This window comes from Deinococcus roseus, assembly GCF_014646895.1.
GTDB classification, from domain to species: domain Bacteria; phylum Deinococcota; class Deinococci; order Deinococcales; family Deinococcaceae; genus Deinococcus_C; species Deinococcus_C roseus.
Map to the genome: position 1 here is coordinate 18,447 of NZ_BMOD01000037.1, position 18,218 is coordinate 36,664.

The 18,218-nt window shown below is 57.5% G+C and carries 12 protein-coding genes; 6 read left to right on the top strand and 6 right to left on the bottom strand.

All coding sequences use genetic code 11. The features are described 5' to 3' along the window. Window positions 1-132 precede the first annotated feature (132 nt). A complete protein-coding gene (locus tag IEY52_RS24395) occupies window positions 133-1,059 on the bottom strand; it encodes an SDR family oxidoreductase (protein WP_189008541.1) in 927 nt (308 codons plus the stop codon). 81 nt (window positions 1,060-1,140) lie between these two features. On the opposite strand from IEY52_RS24395, the gene IEY52_RS24400 reads away from it, so the two are divergent. Further along, window positions 1,141-1,578, top strand: a complete 438-nt coding sequence (locus IEY52_RS24400) for a winged helix-turn-helix transcriptional regulator (protein ID WP_189008544.1) — start codon at window positions 1,141-1,143, stop codon at window positions 1,576-1,578. A gap of 29 nt (window positions 1,579-1,607) precedes the next feature. Here IEY52_RS24400 and IEY52_RS24405 read toward each other — a convergent pair whose 3' ends face one another. Both IEY52_RS24405 and IEY52_RS24410 read right to left on the bottom strand, forming a co-directional pair. Further along, the gene (locus IEY52_RS24405; RefSeq protein WP_189008547.1) at window positions 1,608-3,830 is read right to left on the bottom strand and encodes an ATP-binding cassette domain-containing protein; all 2,223 of its coding nucleotides are present in this window, start codon (window positions 3,828-3,830) and stop codon (window positions 1,608-1,610) included. A 75-nt stretch (window positions 3,831-3,905) separates the two neighbouring features. Beyond that, window positions 3,906-4,763, bottom strand: coding sequence for an IclR family transcriptional regulator (locus IEY52_RS24410; RefSeq protein WP_189008550.1), 858 nt, complete (start codon window positions 4,761-4,763; stop codon window positions 3,906-3,908). Between the two features lie 287 nt (window positions 4,764-5,050). Here IEY52_RS24410 and glsA point away from each other — a divergent pair, with 287 nt between their 5' ends. The 5 genes from glsA to IEY52_RS24435 all read left to right on the top strand — a co-directional run bounded on the left by glsA (window position 5,051) and on the right by IEY52_RS24435 (window position 12,526). Continuing rightward, a complete protein-coding gene (gene glsA, locus IEY52_RS24415) occupies window positions 5,051-6,037 on the top strand; it encodes a glutaminase A (protein WP_229684957.1) in 987 nt (328 codons plus the stop codon). Beyond that, window positions 6,034-6,858: a hypothetical protein gene (locus tag IEY52_RS24420; RefSeq protein ID WP_189008553.1), complete on the top strand. Its 825-nt coding sequence runs from the start codon at window positions 6,034-6,036 to the stop codon at window positions 6,856-6,858. The genes glsA and IEY52_RS24420 overlap by 4 nt, the downstream gene beginning before the upstream one ends. Window positions 6,859-6,979: 121 nt before the next feature. After that, complete coding sequence (locus IEY52_RS24425) at window positions 6,980-7,993, top strand: LacI family DNA-binding transcriptional regulator (RefSeq protein ID WP_189008556.1); 1,014 nt, start codon at window positions 6,980-6,982, stop codon at window positions 7,991-7,993. A gap of 302 nt (window positions 7,994-8,295) precedes the next feature. Beyond that, entirely contained in the window at window positions 8,296-10,188 is a 1,893-nt protein-coding gene (locus IEY52_RS24430) for a carbohydrate-binding protein (RefSeq protein ID WP_189008559.1), read from the top strand. Window positions 10,189-10,321: 133 nt separating this feature from the next. Further along, the gene (locus tag IEY52_RS24435) at window positions 10,322-12,526 is read left to right on the top strand and encodes a diguanylate cyclase (protein WP_189008562.1); all 2,205 of its coding nucleotides are present in this window, start codon (window positions 10,322-10,324) and stop codon (window positions 12,524-12,526) included. A 72-nt stretch (window positions 12,527-12,598) separates the two neighbouring features. Here IEY52_RS24435 and IEY52_RS24440 read toward each other — a convergent pair whose 3' ends face one another. From IEY52_RS24440 to IEY52_RS24450, 3 genes are all read right to left on the bottom strand, one after another. Next, window positions 12,599-14,482 carry a carbohydrate-binding protein gene (locus IEY52_RS24440; protein ID WP_189008565.1) on the bottom strand — a complete coding sequence of 628 codons (1,884 nt, stop codon included), beginning with the start codon at window positions 14,480-14,482 and terminating at the stop codon, window positions 12,599-12,601. A 372-nt stretch (window positions 14,483-14,854) separates the two neighbouring features. After that, on the bottom strand, window positions 14,855-15,943 hold the full coding sequence (locus IEY52_RS24445) for a LacI family DNA-binding transcriptional regulator (RefSeq protein WP_189008568.1): 1,089 nt from the start codon (window positions 15,941-15,943) through the stop codon (window positions 14,855-14,857). A gap of 237 nt (window positions 15,944-16,180) precedes the next feature. Further along, window positions 16,181-17,527: a GH1 family beta-glucosidase gene (locus IEY52_RS24450; RefSeq protein ID WP_189008571.1), complete on the bottom strand. Its 1,347-nt coding sequence runs from the start codon at window positions 17,525-17,527 to the stop codon at window positions 16,181-16,183. Between the last annotated feature and the right edge of the window lie 691 nt (window positions 17,528-18,218).

The window sequence follows — 18,218 nt, forward strand, 5'->3', positions numbered from 1 at the left end:
CCCCTCTTGTAAAACACACCCTGCATCATGTTCCAAACGGCTTTCCCTGGATAGGTTTCACAGGGGCTGCTGCACCTCAAAAAGTGTTGAAAGCACCCTTTGTTGCAACACAGAGCACAGTGCAAATATCAGTTAAGCAGTTGCTGGCTTGCCCGTTCTTTTCTGAACAGGCTGGATGTTGCCTGCCAGAAAATCAGCCATCTCCGCTTCCTGCAAGCCCAGATGCTCCAGGGCCACCTGCCACAGGCGGTCTTGCAGGGCCAGGTCATACGTGAAAGCTGCGGTTCTTCTGAACTGGGTTTTGTCGAAGAACTGCCCGGTCAGACCGGCCACTTCTGCTGCAGTGGCGAGGTGCAAGGATGGGTAAGCTCCCTGCTCCGGAGTGCGCTTGAGGGGTTTCATCAGCACGGTGTGCAGAAAGCGCACCACTCCGGTGTTGTTGCGCCCGATGCCGGTGTCCACAATGCCCGGATTGACGGCATTGACGGTGATGCCGGTGCCCTGCAAACGCCGGGCCAGCGCATAGGTGAACAGGATGTTGGCGAGTTTGGACTGCACATAAGCCAGCCCCACGTTGTAGCGCTTTTCGCCCTGCAAATCAAACCAGGGCAGGTTGCGGGCATACCACCCGGAGGCCACATTGACGATGCGCTTGTGGGAGCCTTGCTGCAACAAAGGCAGCAATTTGAAAGTCAGTCCAGCGTAAGCCAGATGGTTGAGCGCCCAGGTGGATTCAAAGCCTTCCGGGGTGACCTGACGGGTGGAAAAATTGCCCCCGGCGTTGTTGATGAGAACATCCAGTGTGTTGTGGCGGTTCAGGACCTCTGCACCCAGCCTTTGCACTTCCGAGGTGAGGCTCAGGTCTGCCAGCAGGTAAGAGATGTGCGGGTTTCTGGTATGCTGCTGCAGCTGTTTTACAGTTTCTTCGGCGCGGCTTCTTTCTCTGCCGGTCAGGATCACCTGAAAGCCATTGCGGGCCAGTCCTTCTGCGGTGGCCCGACCAATGCCAGAGGTGCCTCCGGTGACCAGGGCGGTTTTGAGGGGGGGTTGGATGGACATGTGAAACCTCCAGGGGTGGTTACTTTTTGTTCCCAGGTACAGTATGATGACTGGCATCAAGCCTGACAAGGAGGCACATCCATGTTCCCTGGTGACAGCCCTGAAACCCCTGCTGAATCCTTTGTTGAAACTTCCACACCTCTGACAGACCTTCATGCCTCTCCGCAGTGCCCCAGTTTGCTGGAGGTGCTGAGCCGCATTGGCGACAAGTGGAGTTTGTGTGCCATCGGTCAGCTTTACCAGGGACCCCTGCGCTTCAATAAGCTGAAACGCAGCATCGATGGGGTCTCCCAGCGCATGCTGACCCTGACCCTCAGAAACCTGGAACGGGACGGGCTGGTCCAGCGCACCGTTTACCCCACCAACCCGCCCAGTGTGGAATACCAGCTGACCGAACTGGGGCACACCCTGATCGGGCCTGTGAAAGGCATTTTTGACTGGGCGCAGTCCCATCGCACAGACATCCAGCAGGCCCGTGAGCGCTTCGATGCCCAAAACCCAGAAATGGCCCAGAGGTAAATCCTGGACCATTTCTGCATGTTCTTTCGTTACAGGTGACGTGCGGTGATGGAACGGGATTCCTGCACCAGCCCAGCAGGAGGACCGCTGTACAGCACTTCCCCTCCAGCACTTCCCCCCTCTGGCCCCAGATCGATGATCCAGTCGGCCTGACGGATCACGTCCAGATGGTGCTCGATCAGGACCACGGTGTTTCCGCTGTCCACCAGACGGTCAATGATTTTCATCAGGAGCCCGATGTCTGAAAGGTGCAGGCCCGTGGTGGGTTCGTCCATCACGTAAATGCTGCCCTGTTTGTGCAGTTCGGTGGCGAGTTTCAGGCGTTGTCCTTCACCGCCAGAGACGGTGGAAAGCGGCTGGCCCAGTTTCAGGTAGGAGAGGCCCACATCGTTGAGGGCCTGCAAGACTGCTTTGATCTTCTTCTCGGTGAAAAACTCCAGCGCTTCTTCGGCGGTCATGTCCAGCACCTCGCTGATGTTTTTGCCGCGCAGCAGGTGGGTCAGCACTTCGGGTTTGTAGCGTTTTCCCTCGCAGACTTCACAGGGGCTGGATATGCCCTCCATGAAGGCCAGATCGGTGTAAATCACACCCAGACCGTTGCAGTTGGGACAACTGCCCTCCGAGTTGAAGCTGAACAGCGACGGATTCACATTGTTGGTTTTCGCAAAGGTTTTGCGGATCTCGTCCATGATGCCGGTGTAGGTGGCAGGCGCAGACCGCACATTGGCCCCAATGCGGGACTGGTCAATCACCACAGCGCCAGGGTGCTGTTCTGTGAAAATGTCGTTGATTAGGGTGCTTTTCCCGGATCCAGCCACCCCCGTCACCACGGTCAGCACCCCGGTGGGGATCTGCACACCCACATCCTTGAGGTTGTGCAGGGTGGCATGTTCGATGGCCATCCAGCCTTTCGGAGAACGCACATTCTCTTTGATGGGCAGGTGCTGGCTCAGGAAACGCCCGGTGAGCGTGCCCGAATGCTTGAGTTCCGGGTACGCGCCCTCGAAGACCACCTCACCCCCGTGGGTGCCTGCTCCGGGTCCCATGTCCACAATGTGGTCTGCAATGGCAATGACATCCGGGTCGTGCTCCACCACCAGCACGGTGTTGCCCTTGTCACGCAATTTGTGCAGCAGGCCATTCAGGCGGCCCACATCCCTCGCATGCAATCCCACGCTGGGTTCGTCCAGGATGTAAAGCATGTCTGTGAGGCTGTTCCCGAGGTGGCGCACCATCTTGACCCGCTGGGATTCCCCTCCAGAAAGGGTGGTGGTTTCCCGGCTCAGGCTCAGGTAACCCAGACCGATGTCCACCAGGTGCTCCAGGCGTTCGATGAGTTTGGAGGCCACCCGGCTCGCTGCCGGATCGCTGAGGTTTTTGAGGAACTTCACCAGTTCGGTGCTCTCCAGATCAGAGAGTTCTGCAATGTTGCGCCCCTCAATGCGGCAATTCAGGGCGGCCTCGCTCAGTCTGGCCCCCTGGCACACCGGACAGGTCAGGGTGGTGGTGAACTGCTCAAAAATGGCCCGGTTGCGCTCGGACATGGAGGCACTGTCTTTCCTGGTGAAGCGCTCCAGCAGACCCAGATAGGTCAGGTTGAAATCCGAAAAGGAGACTTTGCGGCCTCCTGCACCATGCAACAGGAGGTGCATTTCCTCATCGGTGTACTGCGCAATGGGTTTGTCGTTGTCAAAAAAACCGGACTGGGCGTAGACTTTCCACATCCACTTGCCCACCTTGAAATCCGGGTGGAGGAGTGCCCCTTCGTTCAGGGATTTGCTGCGGTCCAGAAATTTCTCCAGGTCGATCTGCACGGTTTTTCCGATGCCTTCACACTCCGGGCACATGCCTTGCGGGGTGTTGAAGGAAAAGGCGAAAGCCGCCCCCACGTAAGGTTGTCCCACCCGTGAAAACAGCACCCTCAAAAAGGAAGCAATGTCGGTGTAGGTGCCCACCGTGGACCTGGACCCACCTCCCACCCGTTTCTGATCAATGATGATGGGGGCATTGAGGTGCTCGATGCGCTCCACATCGGGTTGCCCATAATGGGGCAGGAAACCCTGCACAAAGGCCGTGAAGGTCTCGTTGAGTTGCCTCTGGGCCTCTGCTGCGATGGTGTCAAAGACCAGCGAGGATTTGCCTGAACCGGAAACCCCGGTGAACACCGTGATTTTCCCTTTGGGGATGTTCAGGGACACGTTTTTCAGGTTGTTTTCTTTTGCACCGTGCACTTCAATGAATGCTCTGTCCATGTTTCTGGTGTCCTTTCAGCATGAGATGTCATCAGGAGTCTGGTTCTCGAAGGCTTGAATCCTTGAATCCTTGAATCACTGAATCACATGGGGCAACAACTGCATGCCCCTGAGCATGGTCAGGAAAAAATCAGGGTCTCCCAGCCAGGGCTGGCTGTACCCCAGGTCCTGTGAGAGGGCCCTGGCGGTGTCGTTCAGCAGGGCCAGGTCGCGTTTCAGGGGCTCTGCTGTCGGGTAGGCGGTGCTGGCGGCTCCAATGCTGATGGCAGCCAGAAAATGCCCATTGGCCCCGAACACCGGGGCGGCCAGTTCCACCGAGTGCTCCACCACTTCTCCAAAACTGGCAGACATCCAGGTTTTCTGGGTGAGGGTGTCCAGGGTTTTCAGTTCTTCCAGCGAGGTGGGGGTGGTGTGGGTGTAGCGGTGGTGTGGGGCCTGAAAGTTGGCTTCCCGCACGCTGTTGGGGGCAAAAGCCAGAAGCAGTCTGGCAGATGCGCCGCAGTACAGTTGCACCCGCTGTCCGGGAACAATGTACAGCCTGAGGCCCGCCTGGGCCTGCACCACTTCGGTGTAGACCCCTTCGCTGCCATCCAGAACGGCCCACTGGCTGGTGTGCCCTGTGGTGTTGCGCAGTTTTTCCAGATAGGGAAGGGCAATGGCCCGTGAGGGGGAGCTTTCCTGCACAAAGGCCCCCAGTCGGATGAATTGCGATCCCAGACGGTACTCGTCTCCTTCACGACGCAGGAAGCGGTATTTTTCCAGCACCCGGATGGAGCGCAGACAGCTGGCTTTGGGAAGCCCACTTTCCCGTGCCAGAGCAGAAAGCGTCCAGCTGGGATGTGCTGCATTGAAGAAGGTCAGCAAATGAAAAGGCCGTTCAAGAATGGGAATGCTTGAATCGGGTTCAGAGTTGTGGTCCGTTGAATGGTCCATTGTAGCGCTCACCGAACCACAGCAGTATATTGAATCCATCCAGACATTGCACACGGGTCCCCGATGGACCTCCAGACATTCAGCCAGAAAGGAGACAGCAAAAAAGGAAAGCGCTCAGCAACTGCAGCCACAGACATGCATCCAGTCTAGCATTCCAGCTTTTGCCTCCGGATTCTGGCGCTAAACAGCCAGAAGGGCTCTGTCATTTCCCGTCATTCCTGAAAATTCCAGCTGCTGACTTCGCACCCCTGTGTTCCAGTGGGTGAACCCCTGCCCTTGCCCTGACCATGACCGAAACCATGACTGAACCTGCTTCCGCAAATCCAGACCAGACCCTGACCCCAGAGCACCTCATGCACCACCTGCAGCACGTTTACAACATCCTCAGGCACGATGCTGCAGGATCGCTGCCAGATTACATTCCAGAACTGTCGCAGGCCAACCCTGCCCATTTTGCCCTCAGTGTGACCCTGAAAAGCGGTCAAACCCTGCAGGTGGGAGACTGCGAGGCCCGTTTCACCCTGCAATCCCTCTCCAAGCCTTTTGGATATGCACTGGCCCTGCAGACCTGTGGTCAGGACGCCGTGGAAGGCGTGGTGAACACCGAACCCAGCGGAGATGGTTTCAATTCCATCCGGCTGGACGAAGGCAAATTCAGACCCGACAACCCCATGGTCAATGCCGGTGCGCTGGCCATCAGCAGTTTGCTGCTGGAAAGGCATGGAGCACATGCCCTGCAGCAGCTTCAAAACCTGTTTCAACAGATCCTGGGGCGTGACCTGCCCACAGATGCCCGGGTCTTCACCTCGGAAAACCGCACCGCCCACCGCAACCGGGCCATCGTGCACCTGATGCACAACCTGGGCATGGTGCAGCAGGACCCCGAACAGATCCTCAGGCTGTATTTGCAGCAGTGTGCCTTGCAAGTGCAGGTGCAGGACCTCTCCAGACTGGCGGCCACCCTGGCCCTGGGCGGAAAAATTCCAGGTCAAACCCTGCAGGCCTTGCCCAAAGGCGTGGTCCGACAGGTGCTCAGCGTGATGTTCAGTTGCGGCATGTACAACAGCGCAGGAGAGTGGGCCTGCAAGGTGGGCCTTCCCGCCAAAAGTGGGGTCAGTGGAGGTTTGATGGCCGCCAGTCCGGGAAAACTGGGTATTGCGGTGTATTCCCCCCTGCTCAATGCCTATGGGCACAGCCACCGGGGTGTGCTGGCCTGCCAGATGCTGGCCCGCCGTCTGAAACTGCACCTGTTCCAGCTGGAGGCCACCCCATGACCCTGCTGCATCCGGCCCGCACCGGACAGCAACCGGAAAAAGAAGCTTTGCTGGATTGCCGCGATTTGCCCACAGCCCTGCAGTCGCTCAGTTCTGGCCTGCAAATTCCCAGAGCAGTGCTGCTGGACATCCTTCAGGACATTGCTCCGCGCCAGATTCATTCCCGCAAAAGCCTGCAGTTTGCCCCTCCTGATGAAGCCCTGTGGAGTGAATTGAAAAGGAGGTACCCCATCCGGCCCTGGAGCCAGGGAACCTGCTGGCATCACCTCACACGCACGGCTGACCCTGCAGGGTATTCCAGAGGGTTGCTGCCCCTCGGTCAGGTGCTCCCTGAACTGTGGGAGGTGCTGGAACGCTGTGCCCGACCCCATGTGAACCCCAGGGCCTGGAGCACTTTCCAGCGCACCCTGGGGCACCACCACCTGCGCTGGTTGCACGAGCAGAAAATGCAGGACCGCACCCAGTGGGGACCGTCTGGCATGCTGCTGCGGGAAGCTGCCTTTCAGCCAGGCGTGTACGGCAACCCGGATTTTCTGCAGGCTCCGGAAACCGTGCTGGATCTGTGCAGGTGTTTTCAGGGCACGTATGGGGTGGATGTGCTGGCCACATACCGACAGATCACCCGGCCCTGTGTGGTGAAATTCTGGACCCCGGGCACCAGCAAAGCCGCCTGGGTGAAAGCGGTGTACTGGGTGTATGGGCAGGTGCAGGGCCTGGAGATGACCCCTGCACACAACTTGCATTTCGACGGACGGGGTGCAGCCATTTCCCCGGCCCAGGTGTTGCAGATCGAAGTGCTGCAGGAAGGAGCAGATTGCTGAAATTGAGGGGAATGCCAGAAAGGGCTGTGCTGGGACGGGAAATCGGCTACAATCTTGACTGTACACGTGTTCACCTGTTGCAGCAGAACCAGATCCAGAAAGGCAAGAGAAAGGCAACGCCATGGCTCAATTCATCACCGTCAAAGACGTCGCCCGTGAGGCTGGAGTGTCCACCGCCACCATTTCTCGCGTGCTCAACAACACCGGACCTGTGGCCCAGGAAACCCGTGAACGCATTGAAGCGGCCATCGAGAAGCTGAACTACCAGCCCAACGTGGTGGCCCAGGAACTGGTGCGGGGGCGCTCCTCGGTGATTGGCATCCTCACACAGCACAGCACCGCTCCGTTTTATGGGGACATCCTCAACGGCATCACCGATGGTCTGCAGAACACCACCTACCAGCCGCTCTTTGCCCACGGTTTCTGGTCCACCGAGAAGGAAAGGGCCGCCCTGCAGGTGCTGATCTCCAGAAGGGTGGACGCCCTGATTGTGGTGTCTGGAGATGTGCCAGACGAAGATTTGATCCGGCTCTCCGAGAAATTGCCGCTGGTGGTGGTGGCCCGTGAAGTGCCCGGTCTGGAAAAACGTTGCCTGCATGTGGACAACGTGCGGGGTGGGTATCTCGCCACCAGACACCTGCTGGACCTGGGGCACCGCAAGATCGTGCACATCACCGGGTACCAGCTTTCCCCGCACCAGTTTGATGCCAGGGACCGCCTGCAGGGATACCGCCAGGCCATGCAGGAAGCGGGCATCGAAGTGCAACCCGAATGGGTGGTGGAGGGAAATTTCACCGAGGAATCCGGGGTTCAGGCTGTGGACAGGCTGATCCAGCAGGAGGTGCAGTTCACTGCGGTGTTTGCGGGGAACGACCAGATGGCCTTTGGTGCCCGTCTGGCCCTCCACCAGCATGGCCTGATGGTGCCTGAAGCTGTTTCGGTGGTGGGTTATGACGATCTGACGGTGTCCCGTTATGCCGTTCCGCCCCTGACCACGGTGAGACAGCCTGCCCACAAGATGGGCGTCACAGCAGCGAAACTCACCCTCAGTTTGCTGGGCAAGTCGCGCTTTGTGATGCCAGTGTTCTCCAATGAACTGGTGGTGCGCAAATCCACCCGCAAATTGCAGCGCTGACAGCAGAACGTGTGCAAAGAGGGCCAGCCATGCTGGTCTTTTTTGTTGCAGGCTTTTCAGGTGAAGCTGCAGTTTCAGTTCTGGAAAACGTGACCATCACCTGAACCCAAAAACCACCACCCAGAAAAGGTTTGTTTCTGGACCTTTTGGTGACTTCCAATATGGTTCATCTGGAGATGTCTTGAGGGAAACAGAAATTTTTGCTTTTTGGACGGGAATGGTGCCTTGTATAAATGTGTACACGTTACCATTCGGAAAATCCACAATAATGACCGTACAAACCTCATTCCCAAGGAGCCCCCATGACTTTCAGACACACTGCTCTGCTCATGATCAGCTGTTCCCTCATCACGTCCTGTGCTGCTGTTGCTGTGCCCAATCCCACTGTGCCCACACCCAGAGCTGGACCGGTGCAGGAATGGCTGACCACCCCGGACCAGAGCAAACTGCTCTCTGCAGAAAGTGCGCTCAGTTTTGCCCAGGACGGTGGGGAAATGTATCCCACCATCACCGTGGATGAAGGGCGCACCTACCAGCAAATGGAAGGGGTGGGGGCAGCCTTCACCGACTCCAGCACCTGGCTGTTGCAGAAAAAACTCAGTGCAGCGCAGCGCAAAGCCGCACTGGAAATGCTCTTTGATGCCGAGAAAGGCATCGGTCTGGATTACACCCGCATCCCTATGGGCGGCACCGATCTGGCCCTCAGCCACTACAGCTACGATGACCTGCCCGCAGGTGAAACCGACCCAGAGCTGAAAAAATTCAGCATTGCGCACGATGAGGAATACATCATTCCAGTCATCAAAGAAGCGCAGGCCATCAACAAAAACCTCAAGTTCATGGCTTCCCCCTGGAGCCCTCCCGGCTGGATGAAAACCACGGGAAGCATGATCAAGGGCAGCCTCAGGCCAGAGTTTTACGGTGCGTTCTCCAATTACTTTGTGAAGTTCATTCAGGCTTACGGGCAACATGGCATTGCCATTGATGCCATCACCCTGCAGAACGAACCCCAGCTGGAACCCGACAATTACCCCGGCATGAGGATCAGTGCCCAGGAGAAAGTGCAGATCATCCGGGACCACCTCGGGCCGCTCTTTGAGCAGCAGAAAATCAACAGCAAAATCCTGGCCTGGGATTTCAACTGGGACAACTACGATTATGCCAACCAGGTCCTGAGCGATCCTGGAGCCCGCAAATACATCGCTGGAACGGCCTGGCACTGCTATGGTGGAGACAAATCCGCCATGACCCAGACCCACGACAGCCACCCCGACAAGGGCATTTACTTCACAGAATGCTCCGGGGGCACCTGGCGTCCCGGTTTTGCAGAGAACATCAAATGGGTGGCCAGCAACCTGATCATCGGGGCACCGCGCAACTGGGCCAAAACCGTGGTGATGTGGGGCCTGGCCCTTGATCCCAACGGCAACCCCCACGCTGGCGGATGCGGGACCTGTGCAGGCCTGATTTCCATTGACCAGACCACTGGAGAGGTGAAGCCCTACGTGGATTACTACGTGTTTGGGCATTATGGCAAGGCGGTGCGTCCAGGTGCGGTGCGGATTGATTCTGCCACCTACAACCTGCCGGTGCCCTCGGAGCTGGAAAGCGTGGCCTTCAAAAACCCCGACGGCAGCAAGGTGCTGATCGTGCTGAATGCCAGCAGCGACGCCCAGCTGTTCAAAGTCAAAGAGCACAACTCCAGCTTTTACGCCACCCTCCCTGCAGGTTCACTGGCCACCTTCAAATGGAGCGGATCTGGCAGCGACAATCCTGTCCCCACCCCTCCCACAGCGCCGCCCAGAAACGCCTATAAACGCATTGAGGCCGAGAATTACAGCAGCATGAAAGGGGTGCAGAAAGAAGGCTGCACAGACGAAGGACTGGGCCAGGACATTGGCTGGATCGACAGTGGGGATCATCTGGTGTTCGATCAGGTGGACTTCCAGGACGGCAGTGCCAAAACCGTGAGCGTGCGGGTGGCCAGTGCCAACCAGGGAGGCACGATCGAATTCCGGGAGGGCAGTCTGGATGGTCCCGTGATTGCTACAGCAGAAGTGCCTGGCACGGGAGGCTGGCAGAACTGGCAAACCGTCACTGTTCCTGCCAAAGTCAGCAAAGGTGTCCAGAAACTCTATGTGGTGTTCCCACAGAGCACCGCTTTCAATGTGAACTGGTTCCAGTTCGGGAAATGAGCTTGCAGGCCCACCAGACAGAGGGGAATTCTCCTCTGTCTTTTTGTGATCTGCTGCATGGTCCCTGAACAAAACCTGTAAGGGTTCACCCGATACACTGTGAGGCAAGTTGTTTTTTGCCCCGAGGTGTTTCATGGATCCTCCCAGAAGTGTGGCCGTCTTGACCAATGAACTCCACCCCTACCAGAAGGCCGTGCTGGCAGGCATCCGCAACGTGCTGGACCACCACGGAATCACCACCACGGTGTATCTTCATCAGGACCTGCACGAACCGGAGTACCCGGCAGCGCGGGATTTTCAGGCCCTGATCCATCCTGACCAGCATCTGGCGGTGATTGCCATGACCGTGGTGATCGGAGCGCATGCCAGCGATGAACAGTTGCACCTCTTGCTGAATCCTTTCCGGCACCTTCCCCGTGCGGGTCTGGGTCGCGTTCTGGAAGGCATTCCCACCGTGATGGTGGACAACCGCAGTGGCATGCGGCAAATGATGGAGCACCTGATCGTCCAGCAGGAGAAGAAACGGCTGGTTTTTGTGCGGGGCATTGTGGGCAATGCAGATTCAGAAGTGCGGGAAGAGGTGTTTTGCAGCAGCCTGCAGGAACATGGGCTTGAAGTGCAGGAAGACTTCGTGCTGGATGGAGGGTTCTCTTTTCAGGCCACCTGTGATGCCCTGCAGGAGTTGTTGCAGCAGCGCAGGGATTTTGATGCTGTGGTGTGTGCCAACGATGAAATGGCCGCAGCCACCATCGGGGTGCTGACCCAGCACGGGATTCAGGTGCCGCAGGATGTCGCGGTGGTGGGCTTCGATGACAGCGAGCATTTCCGGGGCCTCACCCCGGCCCTGACCACCGTCCGGCAGCCCTTCGTGGAGCAGGGAGAAGCCCTGGCCCGGCTGGTGCTGGACCAGCTGAAGGGTCAGCAGGTGCAGGACATCTTCTGGGTGCCCACCGAACTGGTGGTGCGGGAATCCTGCGGGCACATCCCCTCCCAGAATGCCGCGTTGCAACAGGTGGACCCGCAACTGCAATCCCATCTGCAGCCCTTGCAAATGGTCTTGACCGAAGCCCTCCGTTCTGGAAACCCTCTGGGCGGTTTGCAACACTGGAAGCAACTTCTGCAGCACCAGAGCCACCTGGATGAGGAAGCAGAGAAGTGGGAACACCTGCTGGCCCTGGCTTTTGAACAGGTGGTGCGTGCCCATCCAGACGTGCCTGCCTTGCCTGCCCTGCACAGCTACCAGCAATTGCAGCAGGTGCTGAGTGGAGCGGTGCACAATGCCATTGGCATCCAGCGCAACCACACGGTGCGCAGTGTGGCCTCACAGCCCCGGCTGTTCTCGGCCCATGGGCTTGCAGAATTCAAGCAGGAACTCGGCTGGTACCTCAGCAACAACGGGGTGGGTCATCTGGTGGTGCTGCTGGACCCCGAGGAGGAAGGGGCTGTCCCCATGGCCCGGCTTTTGCTGCTGGACGGCATGGGTGTTCCGGAAATGGAAGAACAGTTTCCCCTGCTGTCCTTGCTGCCAGAGGATGGCATGCAGTTCGTGGTGGAACAGCATGCTGTGGTGGTTCCCCTGCTCACAGAGCAGCGCATGCTGGGCTACTGGATGTACAGACCCGTGGAAAGCATCCACTTTCATGATGTGGCCCTGGGCAGAACGGTGCTGCAAGCAGTGGAGCAATTTGAGCAGGCCCAGAAATTGCACAACTACTCCACCAGATTGGAAGAACTGGTGGATGAACGCACCCACCAGTTGCGCGAAGAAATCCAGGAAAGGGTCTGGGCAGAGCAGGCCCTGCAGCGGGCCAACGAGGAATTGCAGCGCCACGCTTCGCTGGACGGCCTCACCGGGATTTACAACCGCGGGGCCTTCAACGACCACCTGGAGAAACTGTGGGCCAACCACCAGCGCAGCGGGCAACCCATCGGCATGATTCTGTGCGATGTGGATTTCTTCAAGAAATACAACGACCGCTACGGCCACCTGGAAGGAGACCGCTGCCTGAAACAGGTGGCAGAGGCCCTGTCCCGCAGCGTCCGGCGTGGAGACATCGTGGCCCGTTACGGTGGTGAAGAGTTTGCTGTGATTCTGCCCGGCACCGACCTGAAAGGGGCCTTGCTGGTGGCCGAGCGCATCATGCAGGAGATGTTTGAACTGCAGATCCCCCACCTGGATTCCAGCATCCGTTCTTACGTGACCCTCAGCATGGGGGTGAGCAGCCTGATCCCGGACGCTGGGTCCAGTCAGGCCCTGATCTTGCAGGCAGACCAGCAGCTTTACCAGGCCAAGAACCAGGGCCGGGGCAGGGTGCGCTGGCAGGAGGTTTCGGGGTGATCCAGAAAAGCAGAGGAGGCTGCAAAAGCCCTCCTCTGTCTGGGTCTGTCTGGGTCTGTCTGAGATGGGGTCTTACTTGCTGAACTGGAACCAGTTGATGTTGATGCCTTCGGCTTTCTTGAACACCACGTAAATTTTCTTCACACCAGCAGGTGCAGTGGCAGGAACGGTGACGGTCTGCCAGTTCTGCCAGCCTCCCGTGTTGACCACCTGAGCGGTGGCAATCACTGGACCATCCACGCTGTCGGTGTGCACCTCGATGGTTCCACCGTTCCAGCCGCTGGCCACCCGGAACTGGGCGGAGGTGGCTCCACTGGCCCCGAAGTCGATGCGGTCAAAGACCAGAAAATCGCCATCGTCGGTGTGCCCCACATCCAGTCCTGCCCCTTCGTCTGAGCAGGCTTCGGTTTCGATGCCCTTCATGCTGCTGAACCCTTCGGCTTCAACGCGTTTGAAAGCGTCTTTGGCAGGGGCGGGTGGGGGAGGGGTGTCGCTGTCCTCTCCGGTCCATTTGAAGGTGGCAACGGCTCCAGCAGGCAAAGTGGTGTAGAAAGAAGCCCCGTGGTCTTTCACTTTAAAAGTCAGGCTGTCGCTGGTGTTGTTGAGGGCGATCAGCGCTTTGCTGCCATCCGGGTTCTGGAAGGCCACCGACTGCAGCCCACTGGAGGGGGTGTTGTAGGTGTTGGAGTCGATGCGGTAAGCGCCAGGTCGTACGGCTTTGCCGTAATGGCCCAGCACGTAATACTCGACGTTTTTCTCGATTTGCTGGTTGTCCGAGCGGATGGTCACCACGCCACGGCAGTTGTCACAGCCGCCAGTGTGGGGTGCGCCTTTCTCGTCCAGTGCAAGGTTCCACAGCAGCACGGTTTTGGCCCAGTTGCGGGGTGCGCCAATCAGGAGGTTGGTGGCGTTCCATTTCAGGTTGTCCCCGAAGTTGTTGGCCCAGTACCCCCCAGAGCACTCCGTGAAGTAGATGCTCTTGCCCGGGAAGGTGTCGTGCACCTGGCTCTGGGCGGCCACATCCCCACCGTAACAGTGGAAGGCAACGCCATCCAGCGCTTTTCGGGCTGCAGCATCATTGAGCAGGTCCACCGGGTAGTTCCACTGGTCCCAGTTGTGGTCCCAGCCCAGAATTTTGGTGGCAAGCCCGGCATTCCTGAGGGCAGGAAAGAGGTTCTGGCTGACGAATTTTGCCTGAGCAGCAGCATCCATGCGCATGCCAGGGTAGTTGTCAGGCTCATAGTGGGGTTCGTTCTGGGGGGTGACAGCGTCGAACTTGATGCCTGCCTGCTGGTAAGCCTGAATGAATTTCACGAAGTAATGGGCATAGCTGCCGTAAAATTCCTCTTTCAGACTCCCTTTGATCAGGCTGTCGGTGGTTTTCATCCAGCCCGGAGCACTCCAGGGGGAGGCCATGATCTTCAGGTCCTTGTTGATGCTCAGGGTGCTCTTGATCACCGGAATGATGTATTCCTGATCGTGGGCAATGCTGAATTTTTTCAGCTCCGGGTCGGTCTGTCCTTTGTCCAGGTCATTGAAAGAGTAATGCTTGAGGGAAAAATCACTGGCCCCGATGGGGAGACGCATGTAATCAAAACCGGCCCCGGTCTGGTGGTCAAACAGATCTTTCAGCAGTTTCTGCTGGTCTGCTGCAGGCAGTTTGGAGATCAGGTAAGCGCTGGAATCGGTGAAAGCAGCCCCCACCCCTTCCATTTGCTGGTAGGTGTGGCTGGAGTCCACGGTGATGGTGGGGAAAGTCTCGCCTCCGTCCCGACTGAAATGCAGTTCGGGTTCGCTGCTGAGCAGTTTGCTCTGGTCCCCGGTGGTCAGCCACATCTTGACGGCACTGGCCCTGGGAATTTCTGGAACCACGGGGGGAACGGTGGTCTGGGTGCAGCTGCTGAGGGTCAGGGAGAGGGTGAGGACGGCCAGGGCGCTTTTCAGTGGGTTGAGCATGGGAATCTCCTGAGGCAGAAATGCATCTGGTAAGGCATGAAGGTACAGCCCAGACGCGAGGTTTGGGGGCAACAAAAGCACAATGGGATGAGGTCCCTGAAGAAGGGTTTGAAGGTTTGCTTGGAGGTGTACAGTGCAGGAAAACACTGCCCCGGTGGGGTCATGGGTGTTTTGTGAGGTGCTTCAATCAAAAAGTACAGGGTTTGGGCGGCAGTGTCAAGACGGTGCAGAGCACGATGGTGCTGAAAGTGGGCATTTGCAGAAACCCTCGGGAGAATTTTTGCAGGTCTGGACGGGGTTTTTTCAATTCTAGATTTTAAGCCGGACTTGCAGAAACAAATGTATGCGCCTACATTTATGGGGCAAATCGGCTCATCCCATGCGCAGCCTCACCTTTCTGGGTCTGGAAGATCCTGCAACTTGCTGCTCAACCTGTTGCGGAATGGACGTGTGGGTGGGCATGTGGGAAACCGGTCCAGTGGATTCCCGCACCATCAGTTTCAATTCCAGTCTGGAAGGTGCAAATGTCTTTCCTTCCAGTTTGCAGATCACTGCTGCTGCTGCTGCCTGACCCAGCAGTTTGGCAGACTGCCGCACCGTGGTGAGGGGTGGATACACAAAAGCACTGCTGGGCAGGTCATCAAAACCCACCACTGAAACATCCTGTGGAATGCGCTTTCCATGGCGTTGCAGGGCCAGTTGCGCCCCGATGGCCGACTGGTCGTTGCAGGCAAAAACAGCTGTGAAGTGCTTGCCAGATTTCAGCAAACGCTCGGTGGCACGCACCCCGCCTTCCTCGCTGAACAGGGCATCGATCACCAGATCCCTTTGCAAAGGAACGTCACTTTCCTGAAAGGCCCGCAGGTAACCTGCCATGCGGTCCACCGCGTCGTAGTGGGTGTCCGGGCCAGCAAGGCAGGCAATCTGGCGGTGCCCCAGGTCCAGCAAATGCCGGGTGGCAAGGTATCCTCCCTGTTCGTTGTCCAGGGAAAGTGAACCCTCCAGACCTTTCACTTCACGGCCCACTGTCACCAGGGGGAGTTGCCCGGAAAGCTCGAGCAGCACATCATCTTCGATGTAGCCGCCCAGCACGATCAGTGCGTCCACCCTTCTGGACAACAGCACCTCCAGTGCAGCGTGCTGTTTGTCATCCTGCCATTCTTCGGAGACAAAAATGGGGTGGTAGCCACTGCCCTGAAACCCCTGCTCGATGCCCTGGTGCATCTGCCCAAAGAACGGCGAGGCCATGTCCTGGGTGAGCACCCCGACATTCATGGATTGCCCTCTGGCCAGAGACTGGGCCAGCAAATTGGGGCGGTAGCCCAGCTTCTCAATGGCGTCCATCACCTGTTTTCTGCGTCTGGCACTGACTTTCCCGCTGCCATTGATGATGCGAGATACGGTGGCCGTGGAGACCCTGGCTTCGTGGGCCACCATTTCCACAGTGACGGTTTCAGCCATTCAGGGCCTGCCATCCCAGCGGGTCTTGCAGAGAAGAATCAAAAGAAAGCGGATGTTTCACGGAGAACCGTCCTTTCGGGGTGTGAAGATTTGTATGCGCTTACTTTTCAGTATAACCCGATTGTTTTCTGCAAAGCATCCTCAGGTCAGACAGGGCCGCCATCTCCAGAAAGTCTGTGCAGACAGCACAACACAGGCCGGGCCACCAGGGTCCAGCCTGTCAAAGCGAGGCTCAGGTCAGTGCACCACACCCACCCTCAGGAAATCCATGAACCATTCTCCACTGTGCTTGAGGGTGCGTTTCTGGGTTTCAAAATCCACATGCACCATCCCGAAGCGCTTGTCAAAGCCCTCTGCCCACTCGAAGTTGTCCAGCAGGCTCCAGGCAAAATAACCCTTCAGGGGAAGGCCTTTTTGCAGCACCTGCAAGCACTCCTGAAGGTGCGCTGCAAAAAACTGCTGGCGGTCGGTGTCCAGCACTTTTCCATTCACCCACTCGTCCTGAAAGGTTGAACCGTTCTCGGTGATGTAGAGTTTTTCGGGACGGTACTCTGCATGCACCCGTTCCAGCAAGGTGGTCAGGCCCTCCGGGAACACCTCCCAGCCGAAGTGGGTGCGCTTCACGTCTGGCAGATGCACCTCCTCCACCTCAAACACCCCTGCACCCGTCTGGTGTTTCACCACTTCCCGGTAGTAATAATTGACCCCCAGAAAGTCCATTTTTGCAGCGATGGTCTGCAGGTCGCCTTCCTGCACGTCTGGAACCTGATCTCCATACAGTGCCCAGGTGTCCCAGGGGTAACCCTTGCCATACAGCGGATCCAGAAACCAGCGGTTGCGAAAACCATCATGCCTGCGAACAGCAGCGAGGTCTTCCGGGCTGTCGCTGAAAGGATACACCGGGTGCAAACTCAGGGTGATGCCCACCTGGGCGTCTGGTTTGCTGTTTTTGCGCAGCAGTGGGACCGCCAGACCATGCGAGAGGTACACGTGGTGCAAAGCTTGCAAGGCAAATTTCTGGTCCCGCAAGCCTGGAGCATGCACACCAAACAGGTGTCCGAGCATGCTGGTGCAGAAAGGCTCGTTGTGGGTGATCCAGTGCGACACCCGGTCCCCCAGCTTCTGGGAGACCACATCGGCATATTCTGCGAAATGGTGGGCGGTGTCCCGGTTCACCCAGCCTCCCTGGTCCTGCAGGGCCTGCGGCAAATCCCAGTGGTAGAGGGTCACAAAAGGGTCGATGTTTCTTTGCAGCAACCCATCAATCAGGCGGTCATAGAAATCCAGTCCTTTGGAATTGATCCGGCCCTGTCCTTCAGGAAGCACCCGCGGCCAGGAGATGGAGAAGCGGTAACTGTTGAGGCCCAGATCCTGCATCAAATCCAGGTCCTGTTCCCACAGGTGGTAGTGGTCGCAGGCAACGTCTCCGGTTTCTGCATTTTTGATGTTGCCAGGGGTGTGGGAAAAGGTGTCCCAGATGCTCTTTCCTTTGCCGTCTGTGAAAGCTGCGCCTTCGATCTGGTAACTGCTGGTGGCGCTGCCCCAGCGGAAATCTGCAGGGAATTGTTCGCGTGAGAGGGTCATGTCAGGCTCCTTTGCAAGGTGCAAGGGTGAAGTCCAAAAGGGTGAAGTGAGGCCGCCCTGATTCAGGGCCATGGGTTTCGATCCGGGATTTTGCAATTGCAACCCACCTGCCTGCCTGAGGGCAGCACAGGGCTGGAAGTTTTGTTTGTCAGAAGGATTTCTTGAAGGAAATCAAGCATCATTTTAAGTGTAAGCGTGTACAGTGTCAATAGAAGAGAAAACCCCTATCTGGACTTGATTTTATCGAAATTGGCAAAGTTTTCAACAAGACAGCGCTGAAACATTCCGAAAAAGCGTTTCAGGACTCTGGGTTGGGACAGAGGCCCTTTTAAACCCTCAGATCCTGAAACAGGCAGAAGTATGTGTCCCAGAAAATAGAAACATATGCCTGGTCAGAACTGGGAATTTTCGCTCAACTGTAAGCGTATACAGATGCTGTCTGCTCGGGTGCCTCCAGAAAACACCAGCCAGGGTTCCAGAAGGTGCAGAGATGGTGTCCACACAACAGGGCGAGCCACACCCTCCATTTTCTACACAGGATCTTAACAAGGTGCAAAAAAGACCTTAAAACCCCTGGCGCATACTGCCTTTCAAGGTGAACAGCACCGAAAGCCCGACCTTCCCTGCCACCCCCGAAAGGAAAAACCAACATGAAAACCAACCTGCTGAAAACCATCACCACCACCCTCCT

Coding starts and splice junctions, on each gene's coding strand:
- IEY52_RS24425 (WP_189008556.1), top strand. CDS start 6,980: ATGGCTCAATTCATCACCGTCAAAGACGTCGCCCGTGAGGCTGGAGTG.
- IEY52_RS24395 (WP_189008541.1), bottom strand. CDS start 1,059: ATGTCCATCCAACCCCCCCTCAAAACCGCCCTGGTCACCGGAGGCACC.
- IEY52_RS24440 (WP_189008565.1), bottom strand. CDS start 14,482: ATGCTCAACCCACTGAAAAGCGCCCTGGCCGTCCTCACCCTCTCCCTG.
- IEY52_RS24405 (WP_189008547.1), bottom strand. CDS start 3,830: ATGGACAGAGCATTCATTGAAGTGCACGGTGCAAAAGAAAACAACCTG.
- IEY52_RS24410 (WP_189008550.1), bottom strand. CDS start 4,763: ATGGACCATTCAACGGACCACAACTCTGAACCCGATTCAAGCATTCCC.
- IEY52_RS24400 (WP_189008544.1), top strand. CDS start 1,141: ATGTTCCCTGGTGACAGCCCTGAAACCCCTGCTGAATCCTTTGTTGAA.
- IEY52_RS24445 (WP_189008568.1), bottom strand. CDS start 15,943: ATGGCTGAAACCGTCACTGTGGAAATGGTGGCCCACGAAGCCAGGGTC.
- IEY52_RS24430 (WP_189008559.1), top strand. CDS start 8,296: ATGACTTTCAGACACACTGCTCTGCTCATGATCAGCTGTTCCCTCATC.
- glsA (WP_229684957.1), top strand. CDS start 5,051: ATGACCGAAACCATGACTGAACCTGCTTCCGCAAATCCAGACCAGACC.
- IEY52_RS24450 (WP_189008571.1), bottom strand. CDS start 17,527: ATGACCCTCTCACGCGAACAATTCCCTGCAGATTTCCGCTGGGGCAGC.
- IEY52_RS24435 (WP_189008562.1), top strand. CDS start 10,322: ATGGATCCTCCCAGAAGTGTGGCCGTCTTGACCAATGAACTCCACCCC.
- IEY52_RS24420 (WP_189008553.1), top strand. CDS start 6,034: ATGACCCTGCTGCATCCGGCCCGCACCGGACAGCAACCGGAAAAAGAA.